Genomic DNA, 25,955 nt, shown 5'->3' on the forward strand with positions numbered 1-25,955 from the left:
CGCGCTTCCAGCTCAGTACTGCCGCCACCGCCGTTGGATGTGACGCTGGCGGACGTCGACCTCGCGTCGACGATCTGCCGTGCTCACGACGGGCGTGTCCGCGGGCAGGAGGTCCCGCACGCCCTCGATCGGTGTCACGACGGTCTTGAGCGTCGGCATCTGGTCCCGGGGCGGCAGCTCGTCGAAGAGGAAGCGCATCGACATCGTCGCCTTCTCGAGGCCCGTCGTGGCGAGCCAGCCCGGCGTGCCCGGATCCCGCTTGGAGATCACGTAGTAGCGCGCGCCGTCGGAGGCGATCGGGTTCTGGCTGCCCGTCTGACTGCTCACGTAGTTCGCCTGGTCCGGGGACTCGCCCCAGAGATTGCTCAGCTGGAACCCGACGTAGTGGGGCTCGACGGGCGACTCGACGCGAACGACCAGGGCCTCGTCGTTGCCGATCTCGAGGGTTCCGGCGGCGTAGAGCTGACCGGCGCCGGCGGTCCCACCGGCGATGAAGGGCGGGGACGGCGGGTTCAGGTCGTTCGACGGGAGCGCCTGACGGCCGTCGCCGTTGCGGTCACCGTTCACCTCGAGTCCGAGCTCGTGGAGTCGATTCCAGAACGCCACCTGGTTCGCGACGAGTCGGCCGATCTGCCCGAGGTGGAGGCCCATCTCGGCGCTCGAACGTGGCGGTCGGGGCATCCCGCGCATGTCCATCCGGACGATCTCGAGCTCGAGCGGGACCTCGTCGTTCCAGTCCGAGAAGATCTCGCGCACGTTGAGCTGGGTCGCGTTGCGCATCCGGTAGGTCGTCGTTCCGAAGACCGACGGGCAGGGGACCTCCGCACGGCTGGCGAGGAAGTGCCCCTCGTAGTCGTGGGGGCGGCGGGCGGCGACGACGATCTCGAAGCGTCCCTCGTCGTCGAGCTCGAGATCGAACTGATCGAGGGAATCGAGGGTCTGGTTCCGACACGCGGTCATCTCTTCGAGCTGCCCGGTCTGGCCGATCACCGCCGTCGAGGTCTGGAAGATCACCACTCGCGGCGCACGGGCCCCGTCTCCTCCCCGCTCGCCGGTCCGCCAGGCCCGCGAATCGAGAGCGCGTCCCCGGACGCGGTACACGCCCTCGGCATCGATCGTCGCCGAGAGGTACATCGTGTCGGGATTGTCGATCGTCCATTTCGAGAGCATTCGGACCGAGCGCTGGAAGTAGGGGAAGTCGGGATCGCGTTGGGTCTGCGCCTCGATGATCCGCGCGAGGTGACCGAGGAGGTACCGGTAGCCCTCGGCGAGGTTGCGGTCCGTCGGCTCGGGTGGAAAGAAGGTCGGATCTTCGATCGCCGTCCGCGCGTCCTCGAGTCCCTGTACGAAATCGACCCAGCCGCGCCCGAGCGCGACGGGAGCGACCGCCGACTCGGCGGAGACCGTGACCCTGGCCGGCGCCTCGCTCTCGGGCTCGCTCGTCCCGAAGAGTGCGCAGCCGGACGCGAGGAAGGGAGTCAGCATCAGGGCCCGCCAGGAGCGGCGTGCCGGGAGTCCGAACGTCAAGGGATTCTCCTCGTCGCCACGATGGGGAGCGATCGGGCGTTCCGGGGGCTGTCGTGGGTCCACGCGGCCGGTGGCCCGCCGGGCGGCGGGGCTGTTATCGTGGCCCCGGTCGTCGCGGGCGTCAATCGGGCTCGCGTCTCGCCACCGGTCGTAGGTGCACGCATGAATCGTCGCGCCCCGGGTGAGTTCGGCGACGTCACAGAACACGAGAACGATGGGAGTCGATTCATGGACGCGATGGAAGCCCTCTACACCACGCGCGCGATGCGCCGCGTGAAGCCGGACCCGATCCCCGACGAAGTCCAGAAGAAGATCCTCGACGCGGCGATCCGCGCGCCGAGCGGCGGCAACTCCCAGGGCTGGCGCTTCCTCCTGGTCGACGATCCCGAGGTGAAGGGCCAGCTCGGTCCGGTCTACCGCGGCTGCATGGACACGCTCTGGGGCTCGATCTACAAGGATCGGATCGACGCAGCGGAGGCCAATCCGGACGACCCCGAGAGTATCTCGACCATGAAGATGGTCCGGTCGGCGAGCCATCTCGCGGAGAATTTCGAGAGCTACCCGCTCTTCCTCTTCGGCTTCTGCCAGTTCGACAACAGCGGCGGCTCGATCTGGCCTGCGATCTGGAACGCCTGCCTGGCGGCGCGGACCGAGGGTGTGGGCTCGGCGGTCACGAGCGTCTTCTTCTTCCAGCTCGAAGAGATGAAGAAGATCCTCGGGGTCCCCGACGACACCTGGCACTTCGCGGCCTGCGTGAGCTTCGGCTACCCGACCGGGCGCTGGGGCGTCGCGCCGCGGATCCCGGTCCACGAGGTGTCGTTCCGGAACTCGTGGGACGGGGACCTCGGATTCGAGATTCCCGAGCCGCTCTTCCAGATGGACTGAGCCGCATGGCGGAATTCGACGCGGTCATGTGGGATTTCGGCGGAGTCTTCTCGCCGTCGCCCTTCACGACGGTCACGACCCTCGGGCGCGAGAAGGGATACGACCCCGACCGCTTCTTTGCCGCGGTCTTCGGCCCCTACGACGTGGACGGTGACCATCCGTGGCACCGCCTCGAGCGGGGGGAACTCGACTTCATGGGCGCGCGGGAGGAGATCATGTCCCTCGCGCGGGCCGAGGGCATGGAGGCGGATCCGATCGAGCTCTTCACCCGGATGGGTGAGGTCGGCGGCGGCATGCGGGCCGAGGTCATCGCGATGGCGACGACACTCAAGACCCGCGGCTTCCAGACCGCGATCGTGACGAACAACGCCCGGGAGTTCCGCGAGAACTGGACGAAGTCGGTTCCGATCGACGAGATCTGTCACGCGATCGTCGACTCGAGCGAGATCGGGATCCGCAAGCCGGATCCCCGGATCTTCGAGCACGCCCTCGTGACGCTCGGCGGGGTCGACCCGAACCGAGCGATCTTCGTCGACGACTTCGAGGCCAACGTCGAGGCGGCGGAGGCCCTCGGCTTCCGCGGCGTCCTGATGAAGGACGACTATCATCCGGCGCTCGAGGAGATCGAGCGATTGACGCGTTAGGTCACGGCGCGTCCACAGCCCGAGGACTGACCGAATGATCCGGCGATCGCCGATTCCCTTGCTGTGCACGAGCATGGCTCTCCTGCTGGTGCTCGCCTGCGCGACACCCCTCCGAGAACAGCCGTGGTACGAGGTCTCGAGCGATCGATTCACGGTCGTCTCGAATCTCGATCTCGACGAGGTGAAGAAGCTCGTCGTCTCGCTCGAACAGTTCCACGCGCTCGTCACGGTGACGACGAATCTCCGCGACTACGAGTCGCCGATTCCGACCGAGATCGTGGCGTTCGCGTCGCGTTCGCAGCTCGCGAAGTTCACGCGATCGAGGAACGTGGCGGGCGTCTTCATGCCCGGACTGCGGAGCAATCTGGTTCTGCTCGCGGAATCCGGGACTCGGCTCAGCGCGACCGATGTCGTACGCCACGAGTACGTCCACTACGTGGTGGCGAACGGCGCGGAGGCGCGCGTTCCGCTCTGGTACAACGAGGGCTTCGCCGAGTTCCTGAGTACGGCGAGAGTCTCGGACGGAAAGATGGTGGTCGGGGGCGTGCCCAGGCTTCGAGCCGACTGGCTCCAGCGCGGTCTCTGGCTCGACGCGAGGACGTTGATCGAGACTTCGGATCTTTCCGGGCTCCGGCGCAGCGACGTCGGAATGTTCTACGCCCAGGCCTGGCTCCTGGTCCACTACCTGAACCTCGATCGTCAGTCCGATCAGAAGATGATCGATGGCCTCAATCGGTATACGGCGCTCCTCGGGCGGGGAGTCGAGTCGGTCGAAGCCTTCGAGCGCGGTTTCGGCGAGGACGTGGACAGCCTGAACGAAAGTCTCCGGAACACGGCGAACGGGCGGTACGGATCTGGCTTGCAGCTCGTCGGGATGGACGTCGACAGGCTGGCCTACGATCGCGAGCCGCCGCGGGTCCGCGACCTGGCGCCCGGAGAGGTGTCGCTCGCGCTCGCTCGCGTATGCCTGAGGCACGGCGACTGGGACTGCGTTCGCGAGCGGGCGAGCCGGGCGGTCGAGGCGTCACCGTCGAGTGCGCGGGCGCATGCGATGCTCGGCGACGGGTACAAGGTCGCGAAGGAGTGGGATCAGGCCGAGTCGAGCTTCAGGCGAGCGCTCGAGCTCGCGGGCGATGACCCGATGGTGCGTCTCGACTGGGGCGAGTACCTGTTGTCGCGGGCGTACGACACGCCCGACGAAGACGAGAGGCGGAAACTCCTCGGAGAGGCGCGCGAGTCGTTTCGTGCGCTGCTCGACGCGAACGAGCGGAACCCCGAAGCCTGGACGGTTCTCGCTCAGACCTACGGTCTTCCGGGGGAGGACCTTTCATGCGCCCTCCCAGCGATCGATCGGGCCTTCGAGCTGCTTCCCTCTTCGGACGCCGTGAAACAGACACGTGCTCAGCTGCTGCTGCTCTCGGGGCAGCGACTCGAGGCGATTCGTGCGATCCACGGTTGGCTGGGGCTCGGTCACGTGACGTCGCCCCAGACGGCCGACGAGATCCTCGAGGGCATACTCGAGCAGCAGCGCCAACTCGCGTCGTCGCTCGGCGTCGACTACGTCGAACCGAAGGCCGAGTACTAGGCCTCGATCAGGACACCGTCCTTCTTGAGCTCGCCGACTTCGTGGACGGCGCCGAGCTCCTGGTCGAGATAGTCGGGGCCTTCCGCCGTGGGCAGGAACCATCCCGTCGGGCACATGGTCAGGATCTCGACGAACGAGAAGCCCTGGCCCTTCATCTGGGACTCGAACGCGCGGTCCAGGAAGCGTCGGGTCCGGTGGACGCCCTTCGCGTCGTGGACCGACGCGCGCGCGCAATAGGCGGTGCCCTGGAGCCGGGCGAGCAGATCACCGATCAGGATCGGATAGCCGTGCTCGCCGGCGTCGCGTCCCTCGATCGAGTTCTTGGTGCGCTGTCCGAGGACGGTGGTCGCGGTCATGTGGCCGCCGGTCTCGCCGAAGACGCCGTTGTTGAGCAGGATGCAGGTGACGTTCTCGCCGCGGGCGGCGGTGTGGATCACCTCCTGCAGGCCCTCGTTGACCATGTCGCCGTCGCCCTGGAGCGTGAAGACCAGGTTCTCCGGCAGCATGCGTTTCGCGCCCGTCGCGACGGAAGGGGCGCGACCGTGGAGCGCCTGGATCAGGTCGATGTCCATCAGGCTCGTGAGCGCCGTGTAGCAGCCGATCCCGATCGTCCCGATCGCACGCTGGCTCATACCCATCTCGTCGATCGCGTCGAGGATCTGGCGAAGGGCGAGAGGCTCGCCGCAGCCGGGGCAGAGGTCGTGCTCGCCCATCAGGGTGAGCGGCGGGAGCGAGGTGCCGGTCTGGCGGCAGGCACCGACGGGCGGTGCGTCGGTCGGGATCACGCGAAGCGGGTCGTTGGGGTCGGTCATCGGAGGACTCCTCGAAGGACGGAGTGAAAGAAACGGAGTGGAGGGAGCCGGCGGATCAGGCGACGACCCCGCGCGGAACGGGACGTCCCGCGTGGGCGTCACGGGCCCGTCCGGCGATCAGGTCGCTGTCGAGCAGCGCCCCGATCCCGAAGCCGGCCCCGTCCGTCGAGATGCCGCCGATCGGGACCACTGGAACGGAGCCGAGCAGCGAGAGCTGCACGTCTTCGATCATCTGGCCCGCGTTCTGTTCGAGCACGGCGACCTTCGAGCAGCCTTCGGCGGCCTTCACGAGGGCCTCCTTCGGGAAGGGCCACAGGCTGATCGGACGGAAGAGCCCGACCTTGATCCCTTCGGCCCGGAGGTCGCGCATCGCCGCGTGGGCGAACCGAGCGAGGGTTCCGAAGGCGACGATCAGCAGATCGGCGTCGTCTGTGTCGATCGCTTCGTAGCGTTGCTCCGCTTCGAGGATCTCGTCTTCCTTGTCGGCGAGATTCTGCCAGAAGCCGTTCGGGTCGATGCCCTTCGAGCCCTTCTCCATGCCGATCGGGTTCACGTTCCGCGAACGGCCCGAGCCACCGAGGGATCCGTCCACGGCCCAGTCCTTCGCGGGGAGCGATCCGAAGTCGATCTTCGGGGTCGCCACGGCCTCGGCGGTGTGCGCGATCAGGTAGTCGCCGTAGATCACGACCGGGTGGCGCCACTTGTCGGCCAGGTGGAAGGCGAGCTGGGTGAGCTCGACGGCTTCGCCGACGCTCTGGGGGGCGAGGACGATGTGGCGGTAGTCGCCGTGTCCGCCGCCGCGAGTGGCCTGGAAGTAGTCGCCCTGTCCGCGGGCCATGTTGAAGATCACGATCGGGATCTCCGCCCGCGTGATCTCCGACATCGACTCCTGCATGAGCGAGAGGCCCTGGCCCGTCGAGCCGGTCGCGGCGCGCGCGCCGGTCGCCGCCGCACCCCAGGCCTGGCCGATCGCCTCGATCTCGCTCTCGGCGTTGATGCAGGCGCCACCTTCGTCCGGCAGGCGCTTCGCGAAGCACTCGAGCACTTCGGTGAAGGGGGTCATCGGGTAGCCCGAGAAGAATCGGCAGCCCGCCGCGATCGCGGCTTCGGCGATTGCCTCGGAGCCTTCCATCAGTCGTCGTTCGGTCGTGGACACGTTCATCGTCCTCTCGTCGTGGACACTTTGGGGCTCCCTACGCGTCGAAGCGGTAGACGTCGAAGCAGAAATCGGGGCAGACCATCAAGCAGGCTCCGCAACCCGTGCAGCCTTCGAGGAGCTCGGGCAGCAGGTAGCCGGAGCTGTTGCGGACGGAGGACATACGCAGGACTTCGGGCGGACAGGCCGGGATGCAGAGCTCACAGCCCTTGCATCGCTCGGCGTCGAGCACCACGGTGCCTCGCGGTCCGCGAGTGGATCGGGTCTCGCTCGTCGGAGCGCTCATGCTGCGGCCTCCTGCCACGCGGGCACGGTGCCCGGCGAGACGGCTTCGCGACCTGCGGCGAGCGCGCGCTGGTTCGCTTCGAGAAACTGATGGCGATACGGGGGGAGCGATTGGGAGAGACCGGTCTCCAGCGCCGCGGGGCCGACGAGCCCGGTCGCCTGCGCGAACGCGCCTAGCAGAACGAGCGCCGCCGCCTTCGGAGCGTCGACTTCGCGGGCGAGCTTCGTCGCGGAGATCGCGACGACCGAAGCCTTCGTGTCGGGGAGCGGGCCTTCGAGCAGGTCGCCATCGACGAAGACGGCGCCGTCGGCGCGCAGCTTCGGCAGGATCGGGTCGGCGAAGCGCGGGTGGGCGATGACCGCCGACCAGGCATGCGAGACCATGGGCGGCGCGGTGATCGGGCCGTCGGCGATCACGAGGGTCGCGTCGGTGTTCCCACCGCGCATCGTCCCGCCATACGTGCCGAGGGACATGACCTCGCGGTCCTCCGCGGTGGCCGCGAGGGCGAGGATCTTCGCAGCGAGCTGGACGCCCTGCCCACCGATCCCGGTCCAGAGCACTTCACGTTCGATCGTCACTGGCTCTCTTCTCCTTCCTGAATCACGCTCGTGCCTCCGAATGCGCGCGTCGCGCCGCGGGTGAGGCCCGCGAGGGCCAGGGCTTCGAGGGCTTCGACCTCGGCGTCGGCGGGGCGGCGCCCCTCGATCAGCCGGGCTTCGACCCAGCCCATCATGAGGTGGTAGAGCGCCTCGCTCTCGGTGTCGGGATCGACCTCCGGCATGCGCCCGTTCGTGCGACCGCGCTCGAGGGCCGCCAGGAGCGGCGCAGCGACGAGCCGTTCGGAACCGGCGACCTCCGTCGGAAAGGACTCGGCGAGTCGGCCGCGGGAGAGGGCGAAGGGGCGCGAGGCGCGGGCGCTGCTCGGATCGAGGGCCTGGGCGGCCATGCCCCGGATCCACTCGCGGGCGGCTTCGACCGGATCGTCGACGCCGGCCATGCGCTGTTCGAGGTAGCGGGCGAGCCCGCGGATCCCGTCGTCGAGGACGGTGACCAGCAGCTCGTGCTTCCCCCGGAAGTGACGGTAGAAGGCCTGATTCGAGAGCCCCGCCTCGCGCAGGATGTCGGAGACCTTGGGTTCGAGGTGGCCGGTCCGCTCGATCACGCGGAAGGCGGCGGAGACCAGTCGCTCGACCTCGTCCTCCGCCGCGGCCCGCCGGCGGGCGAGGCTGCGGTCGACGGCGCTCCCTACGGCGCCGGTCCCCGGGCCCGATCCGGAAAGGGGGCCAGGCTCGGACGCGGGGGCGCAAAGCAGGGTTGAAATGCCTGTGAAGGCCTTAGGAACGTTGTTCTCCATTCCGAGAATGGTATTCTCGGTTCGAGCCCACGGCAAGGGGCATTCCGCGGCGCGGGGGGCGAGGCAGTCCGCCATGATCCGCGCGGTGGCCCGTGGGCGCAGGCCGATCTAGGGAGGAACGCGGGTGGAGAGCCAGGGCCGGAAGCTGCTGATCGGGGACATCCTGCGGCGCGCTGCCGAGGCGACCCCGGATGCGCCGGCGGCCTGCGTGGGCGCCGAGGACCGCGGCTATGCCACGCGTACCTTCGCCGAGCTCGAGCGGGACGCGAACCGCCTGGCCCTCGCGCTTCGGACGCAGCTCGGCGTCGGTCACGGGGACCGTATCCTCGCCTGGGCCGACACCTCGATCGAGGTGCTCCCGCTCTTCGTCGCGGTCGCCAAGCTCGGCGCCGTCTTCGCTCCGCTCAACGCGCGCCTCGGCGCTTCGGAGGCGGGGGAGGTCGCGGCACTGGCGCGGGGGACGCTGCTGATCGTCGACACGGCCCGAGCGCCCGGAGCGGAAGTGCTCGCGAAGGCAGCGGGGGTCGACCAGTGGGCGCTGCTTCCGGTCGGGGAAGCGGGGCGCGCGACGTCGGAAGGAGATCGCGGCGAGAATCCCGAGCGACTCGTGCTCGACGCGACGTCGCTGCCGGATCCGCCGCGCGCGATCGAGGAGCCGCGCCTCGAAGAAACCGATCCCCACGTGATCTTCTTCACGAGCGGAAGTACGGGCCGACCCAAGGGGGTCGTCCTCTCCCATCGCGCGAACTGGCTGCGCGGCTTCCAGGGCGTGTTCCGGGACGAGCCCGAGCGGACGGTGTGCATGTTCCCGCTCTTCCACATGGCCGCCTTCACCCTCGCGATCTCGGCCTGGCAGACCCGCGGCGAGATCACCTACACCGACTCCTCCGCCGAAGCCCTGCTCGCGGCCTGCGAGGCGCGAAAGGCGAATCGCCTCTACGGCCTGCCGCTCGTGTGGAAGCGGATCGTCGAGGCGGACCTCTCGAGATACGACCTCTCGCATCTCGTCCAGCTCGACTCGGGCACCTCCGCGACGCCCATCGAGCTCCTCGAACGCATGCGCGATTGCTTTCCCGCGGCGAAGATCCGGATCTACTACGGCTCGACGGAGGTCGGTTCCGCGACGGCGCTGCCCGACGAGGACGTGATCCGGAAGCCGGGGAGCGTCGGGATTCCCTCGGTGAACGTCGACGTCCGTCTCGATTCCGATGGCGAGATCCTCGCGCGCAGTCCCTACCTGATGGACGGCTACTTCGACGACGCCGAGGCGACCGAGGCGGCCTTCGAGAACGGATGGTTCCGGATGGGCGATCTCGGGGCCGTCGACGACGACGGCTATCTCTCGATCGTCGGTCGCAAGAAGGAGGTCCTTCGGACCGGTGGCGAGAGCGTCTCGCCCAACGAGGTCGAGGGCGTCCTGCGCGACTTCCCGGGAATCGAGGAGGTCGCGATCGTCGGCTTGCCGGATCCGGAATGGGGCGAGGTGTTGTGTGCGGCGGTCGTGGCGTCACCGGATTCGACGCCGACGCTCGAAGCGCTCCGGGCCCATTGCGAAGGGCGCCTCGCCGGCTTCAAGAAGCCGAGACGGATCGCGATCCTCGAGAAGCTTCCCCGGACGGCCGCGACGTCCCAGGTCCAGCGCACGATGCTCGTCGAAGAGATCCAGACGCGCGGGCTCGCGAAGGAGGAGTAGGCGGATGAGCGAGTCGATGACGATCGGGACCCAGCTGCCCGTCGACCTCGGGGCCGCCGTGACGGCGCGCTTCCCGGAGATCTCGGTCGTCGAGATTCCGCCGGAGGGTCCCGTCGACCCGGGCCTCCGGATCGACGTCCTGCTGACGCTGCCCTGGGGCACGCCGAACCTCGAGCAGATCCTCGGGTGCGGGGTCCGCTGGGTCCACGCCTACGGGACCGGCGTGAACGGCTTTCCCTTCGAGCTCCTCGGCGGCGTCCCGCTCACGTGCTCCCGCGGCGCGAGCGCGACGGCCATCTCCGAGTGGGTGATCGCGGTGCTGCTCGCGGCGGAGAAGCGGCTGCCGGAGACCTGGCTCGATGCGCCGCCGGAGCGCTGGAACGTGGCGGAGCTCGGTACGCTCCGGGACAAGAACCTGGCGCTGATCGGATTCGGCGGGATCGCCCAGGCCGTCGCGCGACGGGCGCTGCCCTTCGACATGAAGGTCCAGGGCTTCCGGCGGACGGCGGCGAAGAGCCCGGTGCCGGGCGTGGAGATCGCCACGAGTCTGGCGACCCTCCTCGCCGAGGCCGACCACGTGGTGGTGGCGGCGCCGGAGACCCCGGCCACACGTCATCTCCTGAACGACGAGACGTTCGGGATGATGAAGCCCGGGGCGCATCTCGTGAACATCGCGCGGGGCGGGCTCGTCGATCAGGACGCGCTCCGACGCGCCCTCGACACGGGACAGGTCGGGCTCGCGACCCTCGATTGCGTCGAACCGGAGCCGCTGCCCGAGGGCCACTGGCTCTACGCGCATCCGCGCGTCCGGCTCACGCCACACATCTCCTGGGCAGGCCCGGAGAGTCATGCCGGACTGATGGACCGCTTCGTCGAGAACCTCGAGCGATTCGTCGGTGGTGAGGCGCTGGCGTACCGCGTCGATCCCGACGAGCAGTACTGAGCGGCGGCGACCCGGCGCCCTGCCTACGAGTTCTTGATCTCGACGATCACTTCCCGGTAGGTCTCGTCGCCCACGTTGTAGGCCCACTCGAAGCCCCCCTTCGGGATCGAGACCGTGTTGCCGGCGGCGGGGACCTTGCCGACGAAGGAGGGCATCGCGTCGCCGGGTCCGGTCACGCCGGCCACGAAGTCGCCCTGGAAGATGATCAGGTAGTAGTCGAGCTCGTGACGGTGGAGGTCGCTCGCTTCGCCGGGCTCGAGGACGAGCTCCCACATCCGCACGCGATCGTCCTCGAAGATGACCGTGCCTCCGACGTTGCCGACCGGATCGTCCTTGTGCTCCTCGGCGAAGCGGTCGAGGCGGGCCTGCATCTCGGGGGTCAGGTCGATGAACTCGGGCGGGGTCGCGATCATGGGGTCTCTCCTCGGAGGGCGTGTCGACGGCGCAGCGATCCTAGGCCGGAAGCAGAGCCGATGCGAGGTCGGATTCCGGTGTGTCGGAGTCTGGCGGACGTCGCGTCAGACCGCGGCTTCGCCCTCTTCGCCGGTCCGGATGCGGATCACCTGCTCGACGTCGTAGACGAAGATCTTGCCGTCGCCGATCTTGCCCGTCTGCGCGGTTTCGGAAATTGTGGCGACGACCGTGTCCAGCTGATCGTCGCGCACGACGACCTCGAGCAGGGTCTTCGGCAGGAGGTCGACCTCGTACTCGGCGCCGCGGTAGACCTCGGTGTGTCCCTTCTGGCGGCCGTAGCCCTTGCCTTCGGTGACGGTGAGACCTTCGACGCCGACCTGCGCGAGGGCATCGCGAACGTCGTCGAGCTTGAACGGCTTGATGACGGCCTGGACGAGCTTCATGTGGGGGTCCTTTCGCGGGCGCCGTGCGCCGCGCCATCGGGACGCCGGAGGGGCGGGCGACGTGGCCCGCCCCGATCCGGGTCCTAGAGGATGTAACCGCGCTCTTCGTGTTCGGAGAGGTCGAGACCCTTGGACTCGGCTTCTTCGTCGACGCGGAGCCCGACGATCGCGTCGGTGATCTTGAGCAGCACGAAGCCGGCGCCCGCGGCCCAGCCGGCGGTGATCAGGGCGGCGAGCAGCTGGGTCCCGACCTGCGATCCGATCGCCATGTCGTCGACCAGGCCCCCGAACGCGGAGGCGCCGAAGACGCCGGCGAGGACGGTGCCGACGAAGCCGCCGACGCCGTGGACGCCGAAGACGTCGAGGCTGTCGTCGTAGCCCATCCGGGTCTTCAGGGTGGTCGAGGCGAGGAAGCAGATCGTGCCCGAGGCGAGGCCGATGCAGAAGCCGCCCATCGGGCCGACCACGCCCGCTGCCGGGGTGACCGCGGCGAGGCCGGCGATGGCGCCGGTCGCGATGCCCAGGACGGAGGGCTTCCCGTGCTTGAACCATTCGATGAACATCCAGGTCAGTGCCGCCGTCGATGCGGAGACGTGGGTGACGGTGATGGACATGGCGGCGGCGCCGTTCGCGGCGAGGCCCGAGCCGCCGTTGAAGCCGTACCAACCGACCCAGAGCATGCCCGTACCGGTCACACACATCGTCAGGTTGTGCGGCGGCATCGGCGTGTCGGGATAGCCCTTGCGCGGACCGATCACGATCGCGGCGACCAGCGCGGAGACGCCCGCCGTGATGTGCACGACGATTCCGCCGGCGAGATCGATCACGCCCCAGTCCCAGAAGAGGCCGCCGTCGCCGCCCCAGGTCATGTGGCAGATCGGGACGTAGACGACGAAGAGCCAGAGCGCCGAGAAGAGCAGGACCGCCGAGAACTTCATGCGCTCGGCGAAGGCGCCGATCATGAGGGCGGGCGTGATGACGGCGAAGGTGCACTGGAAGATGAAGAAGAGGATCTCGGGGATCGTGCCGGCCAGTGCGTCGGTCCCGACGCCTGCGAGGAACATCTTGTCGAGGCTGCCGACGAAGGAGTTCAGGTTCACTTCGCCCGCGACCATCCCCTCGGTTCCGAAGGCGAGCGTGTAGCCGAAGTCCAGCCAGAGGAGCGTCATCAACGCGGTCAGCGCGAGACACTGCATCAGCACCGACAACACGTTCTTCGTTCGGACGAGGCCGCCGTAGAAGAGGGCGAGTCCGGGCAGCGTCATGAAGAGGACGAGCGCGGTCGAAGCGAGGATCCAGGCGGTGTCCCCGGAGTCCAGCTCGTCGGCCATCGCGACGGAGGGCATGCCGACGAGCATGGCCACGAGGAACGGGACCGTGAGAGGCGAAGCGAAACGCGGGCGCGCGGAGCGAGACATGGTGGGGTCCTCGTGGGCTCGCGATCCCGTCTCGGGTCGGCGGGGACGAGCGGTCGTGGGAGGTCGTGAGAGGAACCCGCCGCACTCGATCGAGCATCGGATGCGAACCCGGAGCACGGCGGAAGGCCGTGCAGTTCTAATCCGAAGTGAGCCTCGAGGCAAACATAATGGTGCTTTTCGGCACAGATCCGGGCAGAGGTGTGCATCTGGCCGCACAGAGGGGGCGTTCCGCCCGCCTGCAGGCCCGCCTCGCCTGGCTTCGGGCGTGCGTCCCCGCCGCTCGGCGGGCGCACGCGCGGAGTCGGACCCGCCCGGACCGGGCTAGGGGACGAGGCACTCCAGTCGGTCGACGGCGTGGACCGGCGGGTTGGCGCCCGCCATCAGTTCGGTGATCGCGCCATAGACGAGCTGCTGCTGCTTGACCCGATTGAGGCCCTCGAAGGCCGCGTCGGTCACGGTGATCTCGAAGTGGCCCGGTCCCTGCGGACGGACGTCGATCAGGGCGTCGGGGAGCGCTCCAGCGATCGCCGCGCGGATCTGCTCGGCGATCTCTTCCGGCGGCGGTCCCGCGTTGATGATCTGCAGTGCCATGCGTCTCTCCGCCTAATATCGCGGCACGTCGGGGTCGATCTCCTGGCTCCAGGCATCGATCCCGCCGACCACGTTGAAGACCTGGGTGAAGCCGAGGGAGACGAACTGCTCGGCGGCCTGCTGCGAGCGGCCGCCGTGGTGGCAGTGGAGCACGAGCTTCGTGTCCCGCGGCAGGCCCTCGATCCGTGCGGCCTCGGTCTCGTTCAGGAGGACTGCGCCCGGGATCGCGGCGATCGCTCGCTCCTCCGGCGTCCGCACGTCGAGCAGCTCGATCGCTTCGCCCGCGTCGATCGAACGCTTCAGATCCGAGACCGACATCTGCTGGACCCGCGGCGCATTCGGGTTGTCGACCTTGAAGGCCTGGCCATTCGGCGTGTCGGCGACGTCGATGGTGATGCCGTCCGCGCGGCCCGCCGACATCGGATCGAGGAGCAGGGTCATCCCGGCGCCGCCGCCCTCGACGATCGCCTCGACGTCCGCGGGCGTCCGCGGCGCGAGGGAGAGGTGTGCCTGGAACGTGGCGTCGACGGAGAGGTGGAGCTCGCGGCCGCCGCCGCCGTGCTCCGCGGCGGCGCCGGCGAGGGCCTGCGCCGCGACGTCGCTCACGGTGATCTTCGGCTGGACGACCTCGACGGGCTCGAGGCCGAGCGCATCGTAGAGCTCGCCGTTGCCCATCATCTCCTGGACGATGTCGCAGCCGCCCACGAACTCCCCCTTCACGTAGAGCTGGGGGATCGTCGGCCACGACGAGAAGGTCTTGATGCCGTCTCGAATGTGCGGCGCGGAGAGCACGTCGACCGTGTGATAGGTCTCGAGCATCGAGTCGAGGATGCCGACGACGGTCGCCGAGAAGCCGCACTGCGGCGAGCGACGGTTGCCCTTCATGAAGAGGACGACCTCGTTCGTTTCGATCGTGTCGGTGATTTCCTGACGGACGGATTCATCGAGGGACATAACATCTCCGTGTTGCTGGGCGCGCGCACGAGGAATGAAGGACGGCGCGATCGGGGCGGCGAGGCGTCACGCAGGAGCGTGGGCGCGCCAGAACCCCGGAGGGCCCGCGCCGGTAGCGCGAACCCTAGCAGCAATGGGCGGGGATGGCCGAAATCGAGCGTTTCGGGAAGACCGGAGGCGGTCGCCTAGCCGGAGACCTCCTGGCTGTCCTTGACCCGGTCGGCACACAGGTTGAGGACCGGGTCGACGTCCGCCTCCGTGAGGTCGAGGAACGACCACGCGGGCTGGGCCGACAGGTCCAGGTCCTCGATCGGACGGGATCGGCCGACGCCGAGCTTGGAGAGGGCCATGCTCGTGATGGTGGTGAGGGCACAGGTCCGGGCCACGTCGTCGTCGAGTTCGGCGAGCTTGCCGGGGCTGTGGTGGTGCTGGATCGTGAGGACCAGGCTGTCGGGCAGGCCCCATTGCTGGACCACGGCCGCGCCGAGCTCGGCGTGGCTGAAGCCGAAGACCTCTTTCTCGACTTCGGTGAAGCTCCGCCCTTCGTTGTAGACGGTCATCATCACCCGCTCGTACTCCTCGCGGTGGCTGTTCGCGAGGGCCGTCTTGCCGATGTGGTGCATCAGGCCGGCAGTGAAGGCGATGTCGGGGTCGACGCCGATCCCGCGATAGTCCGCGAGGAGCGCCGCCACGGGGCCGGAGAGGGAGGAGTGCTGCCAGAGCAGCTTCTCCATCAGGCCGAAGCGCTTGTACGTCTCCTTCATGGAGGCCGCGAGCACGAGGTTCCGGACCGTCATCGTGCCGAGCAGCGAGATCGCGTGGGAAAGGCTCTGGATCTCGCTCGGAAAGCCGTAGAGGGCGGAGTTCGAGATCTTCAGGATCCGCGCGGCGATGGCGGCATCCTGGTCGATCAGCGAGCGGATGTCGTCGATCGAGCTGTCGGGATTGTCGACCGCCTGCACGACCTGATTGGCGATCGCGGGCATGGTCGGGAGGTCCCCCTCCGAGGCCTGCAGATAGCTGTCGAGACGATTGCTCATTTGGGGATGGACTCCGGGCGGACGTCGGCGCGCATGGGGTGGACGAAAGGCCACGCTCGACCTGTCTTTTCGACCGGATCGGAGCTTTCCATGAGGGTTGGATTCCGCGGTGACGCCGCCTTTCCCGAGGGGGCGATCAGGCTTCGGCGAGGAGCCGCTTCGCGATGCGTTTGGCGGTCTTGGCGGCGCGGGGCGTGCCTTCGATCTGGGCGGTGACGATCGCCCCCTCGAGGAGGAGCGCGAGCTCGTCGCGGAGATCGGTCTCGCGCGGCAGGTCGGCGGCCTCGACTAGCTCCCCCAGGTAGTCGCGCATGCGTCGCTTGAAGCTCTGACAGGAGCGCCGGAAGTCGGACTCGGTCTCGCTGTGCTCGCCGATCGCGTTGATGTACAGGCAGCCGTAGAAATCCGGCTCGGAGAACCAGTCGGCGGCGACGTCGAAGACCGCGAGGAGGCGAGCGCGGGGCGACTTCGCGCGCGCCTCAACCCGCCGCGCGAATCGGTTCCGGAACGCGCTGTCATAGTGGGCGAGGACGGCGAGCACGACCTCCTCCCGGGATCGGAAGTGGTTGTAGAGCGTCTTCTTCGACACGCCCGCTTCCGAGGCGATTCGGTCCATGCCGGTCGCGTGGAAGCCGTCGCGCGCGAAGAGCCGCAGGGCGGCGTCCACGACCGCTTGTCTTCGGGGCGGGTGGGGCAAGGGGCGTACTCCGATTCGGGCAAGGGGAAACTACCTCGTTTCTTTTCGGAGCGCCCAGATTGAGCCGATCGGTCAATCAATCGGGCCGTTCTGCCCTTCAGGACGCGCATAAATCGCGGCAGACTCTCTCTCGAAAGTAAACAATATCGTTTACTTTAGAATCGAGTCGACCTCCTGGCGGGGTCGGCCGCCCGGCGGGCCGGTCCCGCCCTCATTGGAGTCCATCATGAAGACCCTCCCCATCCTGATCCTGGCGACGACGTTCGTCGCCGTCTCGCTCTCCCCCGCCTTCGGCGCCGACGAGCACAACGTCGTGCCCGGTCTCACCGCCGAAGGCGCGCCGCTCGGGCTGCATGGGATCGACCCCGTCGCGTTCGTCGAGCTCGGCAATCGAATCGAGGGCACCCATGCGTACACCGAGACGCACGAAGGGGTCGCCTACTACTTCGCGAGCAAGGACAACGCGAAGGCCTTCAGGCGCAATCCGGGCCGCTACGCCCCGCAGAATGGAGGCTTCTGCACCTACGGCGTGTCCGTCGGAAAGAAATTCGACGGGAACCCCCGCTACGCCGCGGTCGTGGACGACCGGCTCTACGTCTTCCTGAACGAAGACATCCTGCGCGCGTTCGACGAGGACCGCGCTGGAGCGATCGCCAAGGCGGCGCGCAACTGGAAGAAGATCCGGTCGACCGCGGCCCGCGATCTCTGAAGCCTTCGCCCGACGGGAGCCGGCGTGCTCCCGTCGGGCCGGCTCGTGCCATCACCCACGGAGGCCGGTTCCATGCCCGACATTCTCAGCGAAGTGCTCGACACCCTCGAGCTCGAGTCCAGTATCTACTTCCGGGCGCAGCTCTCACGGCCCTACTCGATCGCCGTGCCCGAGCATCCGAACGTGGTCCGCTTCCACATCGCGAGCGAGGGGCGATGCGTGCTCTCGCTGGAAGGTGTCGACCCGGTGGCCTTCGGGCCCGGGGATCTGGTGATGGTCCCGCGTGGCTCGGGCCACGTGCTGTCCGACGACGCCGAGCAGGCAGCCCGCCCCCTCTCCGAGGTGCTCGACTCGAGCGGCTTCGACGGCGACGGCCCCCTCGTCTACGGCGGCGGGGGCGAGCGTACCGTCCTCGTCTGCGGCCACTTCGGGTTCAGCCCACGCGTCACCCACCCCTTCCTCGAGACGCTCCCGCCCGTGCTGCACCTTCGCCGCGACGAGGGGCCCGACTACTCGTGGGTCGAGCGGATGCTCGCCTTCACCGAGCACGAGTCCCGCACGCGTCCGACGGGTTGGCAGGGCGTGGTCGAACGCCTCTCCCAGGTGCTCTTCGTCTACGTGCTGCGCGCGCATCTCGAACAGGGCGAGGGAGATCTCGGTGCCTTGGCTGCGCTCTCGGATCCCCAGCTCGCTGCGGCGATGACCTGCATCCACGATTCGCCGGCGACCGACTGGACGCTCGACACGCTGGCGCAGAAGGCCGGTCTCTCCCGCTCGGCCTTCGTCCGGCGCTTCAGCTCCGTGTGCGGCGTCGCCCCGATGAAATACCTCGCCCGCTGGCGGATGGCCTGGTCGCGCCACCTCCTGGCGAGGTCGTCCCTGACCGTCGGGGAGATCGCGGCGCGCGTCGGATACGCGTCCGAGGCGGCCTTCGGTCGCGCCTTCCGCGATCACTTCGAGGAACCCCCGGGCGCGTACCGCCGCGCCCAGCGCGAGGCGGAATCCGCGCTCGCAGGACCTTCTCCGTTCTCACGTTCGCCCATCGAGGCGGACGTGGATCCACGCGCCCGACCCTGAAACGAAAGGAAGAACGATGATCGATCACATCAGCGTCGGCGTCTCGGCGATCGAGGCAGCGGCCGACTTCTACGGCCCGGTCCTCGGGCGCCTGGGCGTCAAGGAGCTCGCCCGGATGGACGGACTCGTCGCGTACGGTCGCGACCGGATCGAGTTCCTGGCGATGCAGCCCTTCGACCGAGGGGACGCGAGCGCTGGGAACGGAACGCACGTCGCGTTCCACGCGGCGGACGAGGACGCCGTCACGGCGTTCCACGCGGCGGCGCTCGAGGCGGGCGGGCGCTGCGCCGGCCCGCCCGGCGAGCGTGCCTATCCGCACGCGACCGTCTTCGCGGCCTACGTCCTCGATCCGTTCGGGAACAAGCTCGAGGCGCTCACGGCCGGGTTCGCGGCCTGATCGTCTCGCTGCGCGGCCCGGCACACCCCCCGTGCCGGGTCGCCTCTCGGGACGATCCCCGGCCGGAAGGCCCGACCGCGACTACTCGCTACAGACCCGCGTTGCCGCGGGGAGCCGATCGCACTCGAGGGTCTCGGTCACGCCGCCGGTGACCTGGGAGCAGGCGCCGCTGTGCGCCTGCATCTCGGCCATCGCGAGGTCTGCCGCCTGGGAGACGGAGCACGCGCGGCGTCCCTTGTACTCGACGCAGATCTCGCACCGGACGCTCGTGGCGTCCAGCGCGTAGAAGATCACGGCCGCGACGAAGGCGATTCCGATCGCGATGCCGATCGCGGTGCGCGCCATGAGGACTTCGCGGTCTCCTGCAGTTCGACGAGGTCGGCGAGGATCCGGAGCGCCTCGACCATCTGGGGTGTCGGCTCCTCTTCCTCTTCGTCTTCGGCCGAAGGAGTAGCGCTTTCGTTCGCCTCCTTCGATTCACCGCCGTCGCTGGCTTCCGAGGACTCGGCCTCGGCGTTCTCCGCCGTCGCCTCGGTCGATCCCTCGTCGCCCTCCGAGGTCTCCGCGGCTTCGGAGGCTTCTCCGACCGAATCTTCGGTCTCGTCCTGCTCGGCGCGCCAGGAAGCGAGGTGGATCACGTCGTCCTCCTCGGCCTGCTTGGCGAGGAGTTCTTCGATCTCCTTGAACTCCTCGTCCTCGGAGACGCGCTCCGCGGAGCGCCGTCGGAGCTCGGAGAGGAGCTGGTCGTTGACCGGCGTCCAGGTCGGTTCGACCGGGCTCGTCGATTCGTTGCGTCCGAAGCGCGGCATGCGGGTGAAGCCCGAGTGCACGCCCAGGAAGGGCGTGATGGTCTGGCTGCCGAGGGAGTAGGGCGTGTAGCGCTCGCCGAACTCGTCCGTCGCGAAGAGCGACGGCAGGATGATGTCGGCGGAGACGCCCGAGTGCTGGGTCGACTCGCCGCCGGGTCGGAAGAAGAGGGCGGTCGTGACCTTGAGCGCGCCGAGCTTGCCGGGCTGGTCGACGTAGCTCTGGACGGTTCCCTTTCCGAACGTGTGGTCGTCGCCGACGATGACCGCGCGACCGTAGTCCTGCATGGCGCCGGCCACGATCTCGGAAGCCGAGGCGGTGATGCGCGAGGTCAGGATCACGAGCGGGCCGTCGTAGACCGTGTCCGGGTAGGGGTCGGCCATGTACTGGACTTCGGAGAAGACGTTCTTGACCGCGACGACGTTGCCTTCCGGTATGAAGAGGCCCGCGATGTCCCGAGCGCTGTCGAGCTTCCCTCCGCCGTTTCGCGAGAGGTCGAGGAGGACGCCGTCGGCCTTCCATTCGGCGGCCTGGCGGAGCAGGTCGCGCACGTCGCGGTGGCTCTGGCGCTTGGACGGATCGGCGTCGCCGTAGAAGGTGGGGAGATCGATCACCGCGAGGCGCCGGATCTCGCCGTCGACCTCGATTTCGTGCTTCTCGAGCGTCGCTGCGGCGTCTTCGATCGTGACCTTGTCGCGCACGATCGGGACTTCGAAGCGCTCCTTCTTGCGCAGGACGGTGAGTTCGACGGTCGTGCCGCGCTCCCCGCGGATCATGGCGACGACGTCGCGCAGCGCCATGTCGACGATGTCGATCGGGTCCTCTCCCTCCTGGCGGACGGCGATGATCTTGTCGCCGGGCTCGAGGGCATCGGCCTTGTCCGTCGCACCGCCGGGAATGATCCGCTCGACCACGGAGTATCCGTCCTTCGAGGAGAGCGCGACGCCGATGCCGTCGAGGGACAGACTCATCTGGATCTTGAAGTCCTCGTCGGCTTCCGGCGGATAGTAGGCGGAGTGCGGATCGAGGGCGCCGGCGAAGGCGTTGAGGAACGTGCCGTAGGTGTCCCGCGGCTCGAGCTCCTTCGCGCGCTTCGTCATCAGCTCGTAGCGATGGATCAGCTTCTCCTTCGCCTTGTCGAGCTCCATGTCGCTGCTCAGGTAGTTCGACATCTGGAAGTGGACGAGCCGCTCGAGGAGCTTGACCCGGCCTTCTTCCGTCGACGGATGGCCGCGCTTGTCGGGGTCGAGGATCAGGCGGACGTCGGTGTCGAGGGCGTAGTCCTCCTTCGAGACGAAGGCCCGGACGTCTTTCTCCATCCGCTCGTAGCGCCCGACGAGGTCCATCTCGATCCCGTCGAGCAGCTCGCACTCCCCGTTCTGGAGCGCGAAGAAGACGCCCGCGAGGCGGCGGCGGAGATCCTTGATCTCGCCGGAGAGGAAGAGGGTCTTCGAGGGATCGATCTTCTCGAGGTAGGCGTCGATGGCGCGCTCGCGGATCTCCGTGTCGAGACCGCGGTAGCTGATGTGGCGCTTGAGCAGGGCCTGGAGCAGGTCCCAGCTGGTCGAGCAGGTGAGCTCCGGCTGCTTGTAGGCGTGCGCCCCGGAGGGGGCGAGGACCAGGAGGAGAGCGGTCGCCGCGAGGAGACCGCTCAGGAAACGGGATCGGCGCCGGGACTGAGGGGGGACGGGCCCGGGCCGGCCGGGAGGGGTCTCGTAGCTGCGCATCATGACTCCGATAATAGGGAGGGCCGCAGGTGGCGTCAGGCACGCCGCGAGCGCTCCCCGCATTTCCCTTCGGTCGCGCGCCGACGGGATCTGAGGTTTTGGGGGCCGACCGCCCCGATTTCGTTCACGAATTCACCCGACCGGAGGTCCCTCGGCTACAGTCGCGGCCCCCGAGGCCGGGTCCCACACGGCTTCGGAAGGATGGAGAGGGATCGATGCCGGATTTTCACTTCCAGGAGATGTTCGAGAGCGGTGACGACCCGACGGAGTACCGACTCCTCGGGTCGGAGGGCGTCTCGACGGTCGAAATCGACGGGCGCGAGATCCTCAAGATCGAGCCCGAGGTCCTGACGAACCTCGCGGCGGCCGCGATCAAGGACGTGTCGCACCTGCTGCGCCCGGGCCACCTCGCCCAGCTCGCGAAGATCCTGGAAGACCCCGAAGCGAGCGACAACGATCGCTTCGTCGCCCTCGAGCTGCTCAAGAACGCGAACATCGCCGCGGGCATGGTCTACCCGGGCTGCCAGGACACCGGCACGGCGATCGTCATGGGCAAGAAGGGGCAGGACGTCTACGTACCCGGCCACGACGAAGAGGCTCTCAGCCGCGGGATCTTCCAGACCTATACCGAGACGAACCTCCGTTACTCGCAGGTGGCGCCCCTGTCGATGTACGAGGAGAAGAACACCGGCACGAACCTGCCCGCGCAGATCGACCTCTACGCGACGGAGGGCGACGAGTACAAGTTCCTGTTCGTCACCAAGGGGGGTGGCTCGGCCAACAAGTCGCTCCTCTTTCAAGAGACGAAGGCGCTCCTCAACCCCGACTCGATCAAGAAGTTCATGGTCGAGAAGCTCAAGTCGCTCGGGACGGCGGCCTGCCCGCCCTACCACCTGGCGGTCGTGATCGGCGGAACCAGCGCGGAGATGACGCTCAAGACCGTCAAGCTCGCGAGCTGCAAGGAGCTCGACCATCTCCCGACCTCGGGAAACGTTCATGGCCGCGCATTCCGCGACGTCGAGCTCGAAGAGGAGATCCTCCAGCTGACCCGCGAGGTCGGGATCGGCGCTCAGTTCGGTGGCAAGTACTTCTGCCACGACGTCCGCGTGATCCGCCTGCCGCGCCACGGCGCGTCCTGCCCGGTCGGGATCGGCGTCTCGTGCTCCGCGGATCGCCAGATCAAGGCCAAGATCAACAAGAAGGGCGTCTTCCTCGAGCAGCTCGAGACCGATCCGGCGCGCTTCATGCCCGACCTGGTCGCCCACGAGCTGACCCGCGAGCCGGTCGCGATCGATCTGAATCGCCCGATGGAAGAGGTCCTCGCCGATCTCTCCCAGCACCCGGTCACGACCCAGCTCTCGCTCACGGGCACGATCATCGTCGCCCGCGACATCGCCCACGCCAAGCTCAAGGAGCGCCTCGACGCCGGCGAGGAGATGCCCCAGTACATGAAGGACCACGCCGTCTACTACGCGGGCCCCGCGAAGACGCCGGAAGGCGAGATCTCCGGCTCCTTCGGCCCGACGACGGCGGGCCGCATGGACTCGTACGTCGACCTCTTCCAGCAGCACGGCGGGTCGATGATCATGCTCGCGAAGGGCAACCGGTCGCAGCAGGTCACCGACGCGTGCGAGAAGCACGGTGGGTTCTATCTCGGGTCGGTCGGCGGCCCCGCCGCGATCCTGGCGAAGAACTGCATCAAGAAGGTCGAGATCCAGGAGTACGAAGAGCTCGGGATGGAAGCCATCTGGCGCATCGAGGTCGAGGACTTCCCGGCGTTCATCATCGTGGACGACAAGGGCAACGACTTTTTTGCGAAGATCTGATTCTCCGAATCAGATCTTCGTAGGCCGCGGGCACTTTCGCGGCGGAGTCCGTCGTGGCGGTTGATCCGGATCGATCGCCCACCCGCCAGGTCATCGCGATGCCGGCGGTGCGCCGGTTCCTGGGCGCCCAGTTCTTCTCGGCGTTCGCGCGGTCGCTCCTCCAGGCGACGATCGCGTGGCATCTCTGGAAGCTGACCGAGTCGTACTTCATGCTCGGCGTGATCGGGTTCGTCGAGTTCGTGCCGGTGATCCCGGTCTCGCTCTTCGCCGGCGCTTTCGCGGACGCCCACGATCGCAAGCGGATCGTGCTCTCGACGCGGTCGCTCACGCTCTGCGGCGCACTCGTCCTCGCGCTGGCGACCCGCGCGGCCTCGCCCGAGGTCGAGACCGGCGTCGTCCTCGCGACGGCCTTCGCGCTCGCCTTCTCGTCCTCCTTCGAGAACCCCGCGAGCACGTCGATCCTGCCGAACCTCGTGCCGATCCGGATCTTCGCTTCGGCGACCGTCGTCTCCGCGAACGTCCGGAACGTCGCGCGCATGAGCGGACCGGTCGCGATGGGCGCGCTCACGGCGGGCTTCGGGATCGCCTCCGCCTATCAGGTGACCGTCGGATGCCTCGCCGCGTCGCTGGTCCTGCTGTCGGGGGTCACGGTGCCGCGCCCGGCCGCCGAGGCGCGCCCGCGGGTCTCCTGGGTCGCCGTCCGCGAGGGGCTCGTCTTCGTTCGCGAGCAGAAGGCGATCCTCGGATCGATGACCCTCGACATGTTCGCGGTCATCTTCGCCGGGGCGACGGCGATGCTCCCGGTCTACGCGGACGAGATCCTCGGGGTCGGCGAGTTCGGGTACGGGCTGCTCTCGGCGTCGATGCAGCTCGGGACGCTGGTGATGGCGGCGATCATGTTGTGGCTGCCTCCCTTCGAGCGGCCCGGGCGGGCACTGCTCTGGGCCGTGCTCGGCTTCGGGCTCTCGACGATCGTGTTCGGCCTCTCGCGCTCCTTCCCACTCTCGGTCGCGGCCTTCGTCCTGGCAGGCATGGCCGATCAGGTCAGCATGGTGACGCGCTCGGTGATCCTCCAGCTCTCCACGCCGGACGCGCTCCGCGGACGCGTCAACTCCGTCGGCATGATCTTCATCGGCGCGAGCAACGAGCTCGGTGCGGCGGAGTCCGGGTTCCTGGCGGCCGTCACGAACGCGACGGTGTCGGTCGTCGCGGGCGGGTTCGCCTGCCTCGGGGCGCTGGGACTCGTGAACGCGCGGATGCCGCAGCTGCGCGACTTCGAGGTCGGCGCGGTGCGCGTCGGCGGAGATCCGACCGCAACGCACGCTATCGTGGCAACCGCGTCCGGGAACAGGCGTGGGGGACGGAAATGACACAGCGAGACGTAGTGGTTCTGGGCGCGGCGCGCTCGGCGATCGGGACCTTCCAGGGAGGGCTCTCAGGGATCGAGCCCGCCGACCTGGCCGGTCAGGTCATGAAGGCGTCGATCGAGCGGTCCGGCGTCGAGCCGGAGCAGATCGAGTACGTGACGGTCGGGAACACGATTCCCACGGAGAGCCGCTTCGCCTACGTCGCCCGGGTGGCGAGCATTCAGGCCGGTCTCTCGATGGACTCCGTCGCGATGTCCGTGAACCGCCTCTGTTCCTCCGGTCTGCAGGGCATCGTCACGACGGCGCAGAACATCCTGCTCGGCGACTGCGACTACGGCGTGGGCGGCGGGGTCGAGGTGATGAGCCGCGGTGCCTATCTCAGCCCGGCCCTGCGGAGCGGCGCGCGGATGGGGGATTCGACCCTGATCGACAGCATGCTCGCGACGCTGACCGACCCCTTCGGCGTCGGTCACATGGGGATCACCGCCGAGAACCTGGCCGCCAAGTGGGGCATCACGCGCGAGGAGCAGGACGCCTTGGCCGTCGAGTCCCATCGGCGCGCCGCGGCCGCGATCGCGGAGGGCCGATTCAAGGAGCAGATCGTCCCCGTCGCGCTGAAGACGCGAAAGGGCGAAGTCTCCTTCGAGACCGACGAGCACGTGAAGCCCGATACTTCGCTCGAGAGCCTCGCGGGCCTGCGCCCCGCCTTCAAGAAGGACGGGACCGTGACCGCCGGCAACGCTTCGGGCATCAACGACGGCGCCGCCTTCTTCGTGCTCGGCGAAGCGGACGCGGCGGCGAAGCAGGGACACACGCCGCTCGCGCGCCTGGTCGGCTACGCGGTCGCCGGCGTGCCGAACGACGTGATGGGCGAGGGGCCGATCCCCGCGAGCCGGCGGGTGCTGGACCGGTGCGGCCTGACCCTCGACCAGATGGACGTCATCGAGTCGAACGAGGCGTTCGCGGCCCAGGCCATCGCGGTCGCGCGGGGTCTCGAGCTCGACATGGAGAAGACGAACCCGAACGGCGGGGCGATCGCCCTCGGTCATCCGATCGGCTGCTCCGGCGCGTTCCTCGCGACGAAGGCCCTCTACGAGCTGCATCGCACCGGCGGGCGCCACGCCCTCGTGACGATGTGCGTCGGTGGCGGTCAGGGGATCGCGGCGGTCTTCGAACGACTCTGACAGTCATGACGGAGGGAGACCTGACATGGAAGCGACCTATCCGGCTCTGATCACGTGCATCGCGATCCTCGAATACATGGCCTTCACGCTGCGGACGGGCTTCGGCCGCCAGAAATACGGGGTCGAGGTCCCCGCCGTGACCGGGCATCCGGAGTTCGAGCGGATCTTCCGCGTTCAGCAGAATACGCTGGAACAGCTGATCATCTTCCTGCCCGCGCTCTGGATCTTCTCGTCGTTCGTGAGTCCGACGATCGGTGCGGGGGTCGGGCTCCTGTTCGTGATCGGCCGTCCGATCTACGCGATCACCTACGTGAAGGATCCCTCGACGCGAACGCTCGGGTTCCTGATGGGCTTCTTCGCGAACGTGGTCCTCGTTCTCGGGAGCCTCGGTGGGGTCATTGCGAGTCTGCTCTAGAGGG

27 protein-coding genes are annotated in these 25,955 nt (G+C 68.3%); 12 read left to right on the forward strand and 15 right to left on the reverse strand.

Features of this window, described 5'->3' with window-relative positions:
- Positions 1-12 precede the first annotated feature (12 nt).
- On the reverse strand, positions 13-1,527 hold the full coding sequence (locus NXI30_07515; protein ID MCR9094048.1) for a hypothetical protein: 1,515 nt from the start codon (positions 1,525-1,527) through the stop codon (positions 13-15).
- 162 nt (positions 1,528-1,689) lie between these two features.
- Here NXI30_07515 and NXI30_07520 point away from each other — a divergent pair, with 162 nt between their 5' ends.
- Genes NXI30_07520 through NXI30_07530 form a run of 3 tightly spaced genes read left to right on the forward strand, consistent with a single transcriptional unit; the run spans position 1,690 to position 4,641 of the window.
- Positions 1,690-2,412, forward strand: coding sequence for a nitroreductase family protein (locus NXI30_07520; protein ID MCR9094049.1), 723 nt, complete (start codon positions 1,690-1,692; stop codon positions 2,410-2,412).
- Positions 2,413-2,417: 5 nt separating this feature from the next.
- Positions 2,418-3,056: an HAD family phosphatase gene (locus NXI30_07525; protein MCR9094050.1), complete on the forward strand. Its 639-nt coding sequence runs from the start codon at positions 2,418-2,420 to the stop codon at positions 3,054-3,056.
- A gap of 34 nt (positions 3,057-3,090) precedes the next feature.
- On the forward strand, positions 3,091-4,641 hold the full coding sequence (locus tag NXI30_07530) for a hypothetical protein (GenBank protein MCR9094051.1): 1,551 nt from the start codon (positions 3,091-3,093) through the stop codon (positions 4,639-4,641).
- Here the strand turns inward: NXI30_07530 and NXI30_07535 are convergent.
- The 5 genes from NXI30_07535 to NXI30_07555 are packed head-to-tail and all read right to left on the reverse strand — an operon-like array spanning position 4,638 to position 8,249.
- The gene (locus NXI30_07535; protein ID MCR9094052.1) at positions 4,638-5,453 is read right to left on the reverse strand and encodes a thiamine pyrophosphate-dependent enzyme; all 816 of its coding nucleotides are present in this window, start codon (positions 5,451-5,453) and stop codon (positions 4,638-4,640) included. The genes NXI30_07530 and NXI30_07535 overlap by 4 nt on opposite strands.
- Before the next feature lie 55 nt (positions 5,454-5,508).
- Positions 5,509-6,615: a hypothetical protein gene (locus NXI30_07540; GenBank protein ID MCR9094053.1), complete on the reverse strand. Its 1,107-nt coding sequence runs from the start codon at positions 6,613-6,615 to the stop codon at positions 5,509-5,511.
- Between the two features lie 31 nt (positions 6,616-6,646).
- The gene (locus NXI30_07545; protein MCR9094054.1) at positions 6,647-6,895 is read right to left on the reverse strand and encodes a 4Fe-4S dicluster domain-containing protein; all 249 of its coding nucleotides are present in this window, start codon (positions 6,893-6,895) and stop codon (positions 6,647-6,649) included.
- The gene (locus NXI30_07550) at positions 6,892-7,473 is read right to left on the reverse strand and encodes a 2-oxoacid:acceptor oxidoreductase family protein (GenBank protein MCR9094055.1); all 582 of its coding nucleotides are present in this window, start codon (positions 7,471-7,473) and stop codon (positions 6,892-6,894) included. Before NXI30_07550 ends, NXI30_07545 begins: the two co-directional genes overlap by 4 nt.
- Positions 7,470-8,249: a TetR/AcrR family transcriptional regulator gene (locus NXI30_07555; GenBank protein MCR9094056.1), complete on the reverse strand. Its 780-nt coding sequence runs from the start codon at positions 8,247-8,249 to the stop codon at positions 7,470-7,472. Before NXI30_07555 ends, NXI30_07550 begins: the two co-directional genes overlap by 4 nt.
- A 124-nt stretch (positions 8,250-8,373) precedes the next feature.
- Here NXI30_07555 and NXI30_07560 point away from each other — a divergent pair, with 124 nt between their 5' ends.
- Together NXI30_07560 and NXI30_07565 are read left to right on the forward strand one after the other, a co-directional pair.
- Positions 8,374-9,942 (forward strand): acyl--CoA ligase, encoded by a 1,569-nt coding sequence (locus tag NXI30_07560; protein MCR9094057.1) that lies wholly within the window; start codon positions 8,374-8,376, stop codon positions 9,940-9,942.
- A 4-nt stretch (positions 9,943-9,946) separates the two neighbouring features.
- A complete protein-coding gene (locus NXI30_07565; GenBank protein MCR9094058.1) occupies positions 9,947-10,885 on the forward strand; it encodes a dihydrofolate reductase in 939 nt (312 codons plus the stop codon).
- Positions 10,886-10,908: 23 nt separating this feature from the next.
- Here NXI30_07565 and NXI30_07570 read toward each other — a convergent pair whose 3' ends face one another.
- The 7 genes from NXI30_07570 to NXI30_07600 form a co-directional block, all read right to left on the reverse strand.
- Positions 10,909-11,298: a hypothetical protein gene (locus tag NXI30_07570; GenBank protein MCR9094059.1), complete on the reverse strand. Its 390-nt coding sequence runs from the start codon at positions 11,296-11,298 to the stop codon at positions 10,909-10,911.
- Between the two features lie 105 nt (positions 11,299-11,403).
- The gene (locus NXI30_07575; GenBank protein ID MCR9094060.1) at positions 11,404-11,742 is read right to left on the reverse strand and encodes a P-II family nitrogen regulator; all 339 of its coding nucleotides are present in this window, start codon (positions 11,740-11,742) and stop codon (positions 11,404-11,406) included.
- Between the two features lie 83 nt (positions 11,743-11,825).
- Positions 11,826-13,073 carry an ammonium transporter gene (locus NXI30_07580; GenBank protein MCR9094061.1) on the reverse strand — a complete coding sequence of 416 codons (1,248 nt, stop codon included), beginning with the start codon at positions 13,071-13,073 and terminating at the stop codon, positions 11,826-11,828.
- Positions 13,074-13,481: 408 nt separating this feature from the next.
- Positions 13,482-13,751, reverse strand: coding sequence for a BolA/IbaG family iron-sulfur metabolism protein (locus NXI30_07585; protein MCR9094062.1), 270 nt, complete (start codon positions 13,749-13,751; stop codon positions 13,482-13,484).
- A 12-nt stretch (positions 13,752-13,763) separates the two neighbouring features.
- On the reverse strand, positions 13,764-14,705 hold the full coding sequence (grxD, locus tag NXI30_07590) for a Grx4 family monothiol glutaredoxin (GenBank protein MCR9094063.1): 942 nt from the start codon (positions 14,703-14,705) through the stop codon (positions 13,764-13,766).
- Positions 14,706-14,890: 185 nt separating this feature from the next.
- The gene (locus tag NXI30_07595) at positions 14,891-15,745 is read right to left on the reverse strand and encodes an HDOD domain-containing protein (GenBank protein ID MCR9094064.1); all 855 of its coding nucleotides are present in this window, start codon (positions 15,743-15,745) and stop codon (positions 14,891-14,893) included.
- A gap of 136 nt (positions 15,746-15,881) precedes the next feature.
- The gene (locus NXI30_07600) at positions 15,882-16,442 is read right to left on the reverse strand and encodes a TetR/AcrR family transcriptional regulator (GenBank protein ID MCR9094065.1); all 561 of its coding nucleotides are present in this window, start codon (positions 16,440-16,442) and stop codon (positions 15,882-15,884) included.
- Between the two features lie 226 nt (positions 16,443-16,668).
- On the opposite strand from NXI30_07600, the gene NXI30_07605 reads away from it, so the two are divergent.
- From NXI30_07605 to NXI30_07615, 3 genes are all read left to right on the forward strand, one after another.
- Complete coding sequence (locus NXI30_07605; GenBank protein MCR9094066.1) at positions 16,669-17,151, forward strand: hypothetical protein; 483 nt, start codon at positions 16,669-16,671, stop codon at positions 17,149-17,151.
- 72 nt (positions 17,152-17,223) lie between these two features.
- Positions 17,224-18,228, forward strand: coding sequence for an AraC family transcriptional regulator (locus tag NXI30_07610; GenBank protein MCR9094067.1), 1,005 nt, complete (start codon positions 17,224-17,226; stop codon positions 18,226-18,228).
- A 16-nt stretch (positions 18,229-18,244) separates the two neighbouring features.
- Positions 18,245-18,625 carry a VOC family protein gene (locus tag NXI30_07615; protein MCR9094068.1) on the forward strand — a complete coding sequence of 127 codons (381 nt, stop codon included), beginning with the start codon at positions 18,245-18,247 and terminating at the stop codon, positions 18,623-18,625.
- Between the two features lie 81 nt (positions 18,626-18,706).
- Here the strand turns inward: NXI30_07615 and NXI30_07620 are convergent, their stop codons facing one another.
- Both NXI30_07620 and NXI30_07625 read right to left on the reverse strand, forming a co-directional pair.
- On the reverse strand, positions 18,707-18,970 hold the full coding sequence (locus tag NXI30_07620; GenBank protein ID MCR9094069.1) for a hypothetical protein: 264 nt from the start codon (positions 18,968-18,970) through the stop codon (positions 18,707-18,709).
- Entirely contained in the window at positions 18,916-21,162 is a 2,247-nt protein-coding gene (locus tag NXI30_07625; protein MCR9094070.1) for a carboxy terminal-processing peptidase, read from the reverse strand. Before NXI30_07625 ends, NXI30_07620 begins: the two co-directional genes overlap by 55 nt.
- A 212-nt stretch (positions 21,163-21,374) precedes the next feature.
- Here NXI30_07625 and NXI30_07630 point away from each other — a divergent pair, with 212 nt between their 5' ends.
- From NXI30_07630 to NXI30_07645, 4 genes are read left to right on the forward strand one after another with little or no spacing between them, the layout of a single operon-like run.
- On the forward strand, positions 21,375-22,985 hold the full coding sequence (locus tag NXI30_07630) for a fumarate hydratase (GenBank protein ID MCR9094071.1): 1,611 nt from the start codon (positions 21,375-21,377) through the stop codon (positions 22,983-22,985).
- A 53-nt stretch (positions 22,986-23,038) separates the two neighbouring features.
- Complete coding sequence (locus tag NXI30_07635; protein MCR9094072.1) at positions 23,039-24,355, forward strand: MFS transporter; 1,317 nt, start codon at positions 23,039-23,041, stop codon at positions 24,353-24,355.
- A complete protein-coding gene (locus NXI30_07640; GenBank protein MCR9094073.1) occupies positions 24,352-25,536 on the forward strand; it encodes an acetyl-CoA C-acyltransferase family protein in 1,185 nt (394 codons plus the stop codon). Before NXI30_07635 ends, NXI30_07640 begins: the two co-directional genes overlap by 4 nt.
- Before the next feature lie 25 nt (positions 25,537-25,561).
- The gene (locus NXI30_07645; GenBank protein MCR9094074.1) at positions 25,562-25,951 is read left to right on the forward strand and encodes an MAPEG family protein; all 390 of its coding nucleotides are present in this window, start codon (positions 25,562-25,564) and stop codon (positions 25,949-25,951) included.
- Positions 25,952-25,955 lie beyond the last annotated feature (4 nt).

The sequence above is a fragment of the bacterium genome (assembly GCA_024742285.1).
Lineage (GTDB): Bacteria > Myxococcota_A > UBA9160 > UBA9160 > UBA4427 > UBA4427.

Bases quoted from the DNA above. Each gene is read 5' to 3' on its own strand.
- NXI30_07520 (MCR9094049.1), top strand. From the start codon at position 1,690: ATGAATCGTCGCGCCCCGGGTGAGTTCGGCGACGTCACAGAACACGAG.
- NXI30_07525 (MCR9094050.1), top strand. From the start codon at position 2,418: ATGGCGGAATTCGACGCGGTCATGTGGGATTTCGGCGGAGTCTTCTCG.
- NXI30_07530 (MCR9094051.1), top strand. From the start codon at position 3,091: ATGATCCGGCGATCGCCGATTCCCTTGCTGTGCACGAGCATGGCTCTC.
- NXI30_07535 (MCR9094052.1), bottom strand. From the start codon at position 5,453: ATGACCGACCCCAACGACCCGCTTCGCGTGATCCCGACCGACGCACCG.
- NXI30_07540 (MCR9094053.1), bottom strand. From the start codon at position 6,615: ATGAACGTGTCCACGACCGAACGACGACTGATGGAAGGCTCCGAGGCA.
- NXI30_07545 (MCR9094054.1), bottom strand. From the start codon at position 6,895: ATGAGCGCTCCGACGAGCGAGACCCGATCCACTCGCGGACCGCGAGGC.
- NXI30_07555 (MCR9094056.1), bottom strand. From the start codon at position 8,249: ATGGAGAACAACGTTCCTAAGGCCTTCACAGGCATTTCAACCCTGCTT.
- NXI30_07565 (MCR9094058.1), top strand. From the start codon at position 9,947: ATGAGCGAGTCGATGACGATCGGGACCCAGCTGCCCGTCGACCTCGGG.
- NXI30_07570 (MCR9094059.1), bottom strand. From the start codon at position 11,298: ATGATCGCGACCCCGCCCGAGTTCATCGACCTGACCCCCGAGATGCAG.
- NXI30_07575 (MCR9094060.1), bottom strand. From the start codon at position 11,742: ATGAAGCTCGTCCAGGCCGTCATCAAGCCGTTCAAGCTCGACGACGTT.
- NXI30_07580 (MCR9094061.1), bottom strand. From the start codon at position 13,073: ATGGCCGACGAGCTGGACTCCGGGGACACCGCCTGGATCCTCGCTTCG.
- NXI30_07585 (MCR9094062.1), bottom strand. From the start codon at position 13,751: ATGGCACTGCAGATCATCAACGCGGGACCGCCGCCGGAAGAGATCGCC.
- grxD (MCR9094063.1), bottom strand. From the start codon at position 14,705: ATGTCCCTCGATGAATCCGTCCGTCAGGAAATCACCGACACGATCGAA.
- NXI30_07595 (MCR9094064.1), bottom strand. From the start codon at position 15,745: ATGAGCAATCGTCTCGACAGCTATCTGCAGGCCTCGGAGGGGGACCTC.
- NXI30_07605 (MCR9094066.1), top strand. From the start codon at position 16,669: ATGAAGACCCTCCCCATCCTGATCCTGGCGACGACGTTCGTCGCCGTC.
- NXI30_07610 (MCR9094067.1), top strand. From the start codon at position 17,224: ATGCCCGACATTCTCAGCGAAGTGCTCGACACCCTCGAGCTCGAGTCC.
- NXI30_07615 (MCR9094068.1), top strand. From the start codon at position 18,245: ATGATCGATCACATCAGCGTCGGCGTCTCGGCGATCGAGGCAGCGGCC.
- NXI30_07620 (MCR9094069.1), bottom strand. From the start codon at position 18,970: ATGGCGCGCACCGCGATCGGCATCGCGATCGGAATCGCCTTCGTCGCG.
- NXI30_07625 (MCR9094070.1), bottom strand. From the start codon at position 21,162: ATGATGCGCAGCTACGAGACCCCTCCCGGCCGGCCCGGGCCCGTCCCC.
- NXI30_07630 (MCR9094071.1), top strand. From the start codon at position 21,375: ATGCCGGATTTTCACTTCCAGGAGATGTTCGAGAGCGGTGACGACCCG.
- NXI30_07640 (MCR9094073.1), top strand. From the start codon at position 24,352: ATGACACAGCGAGACGTAGTGGTTCTGGGCGCGGCGCGCTCGGCGATC.
- NXI30_07645 (MCR9094074.1), top strand. From the start codon at position 25,562: ATGGAAGCGACCTATCCGGCTCTGATCACGTGCATCGCGATCCTCGAA.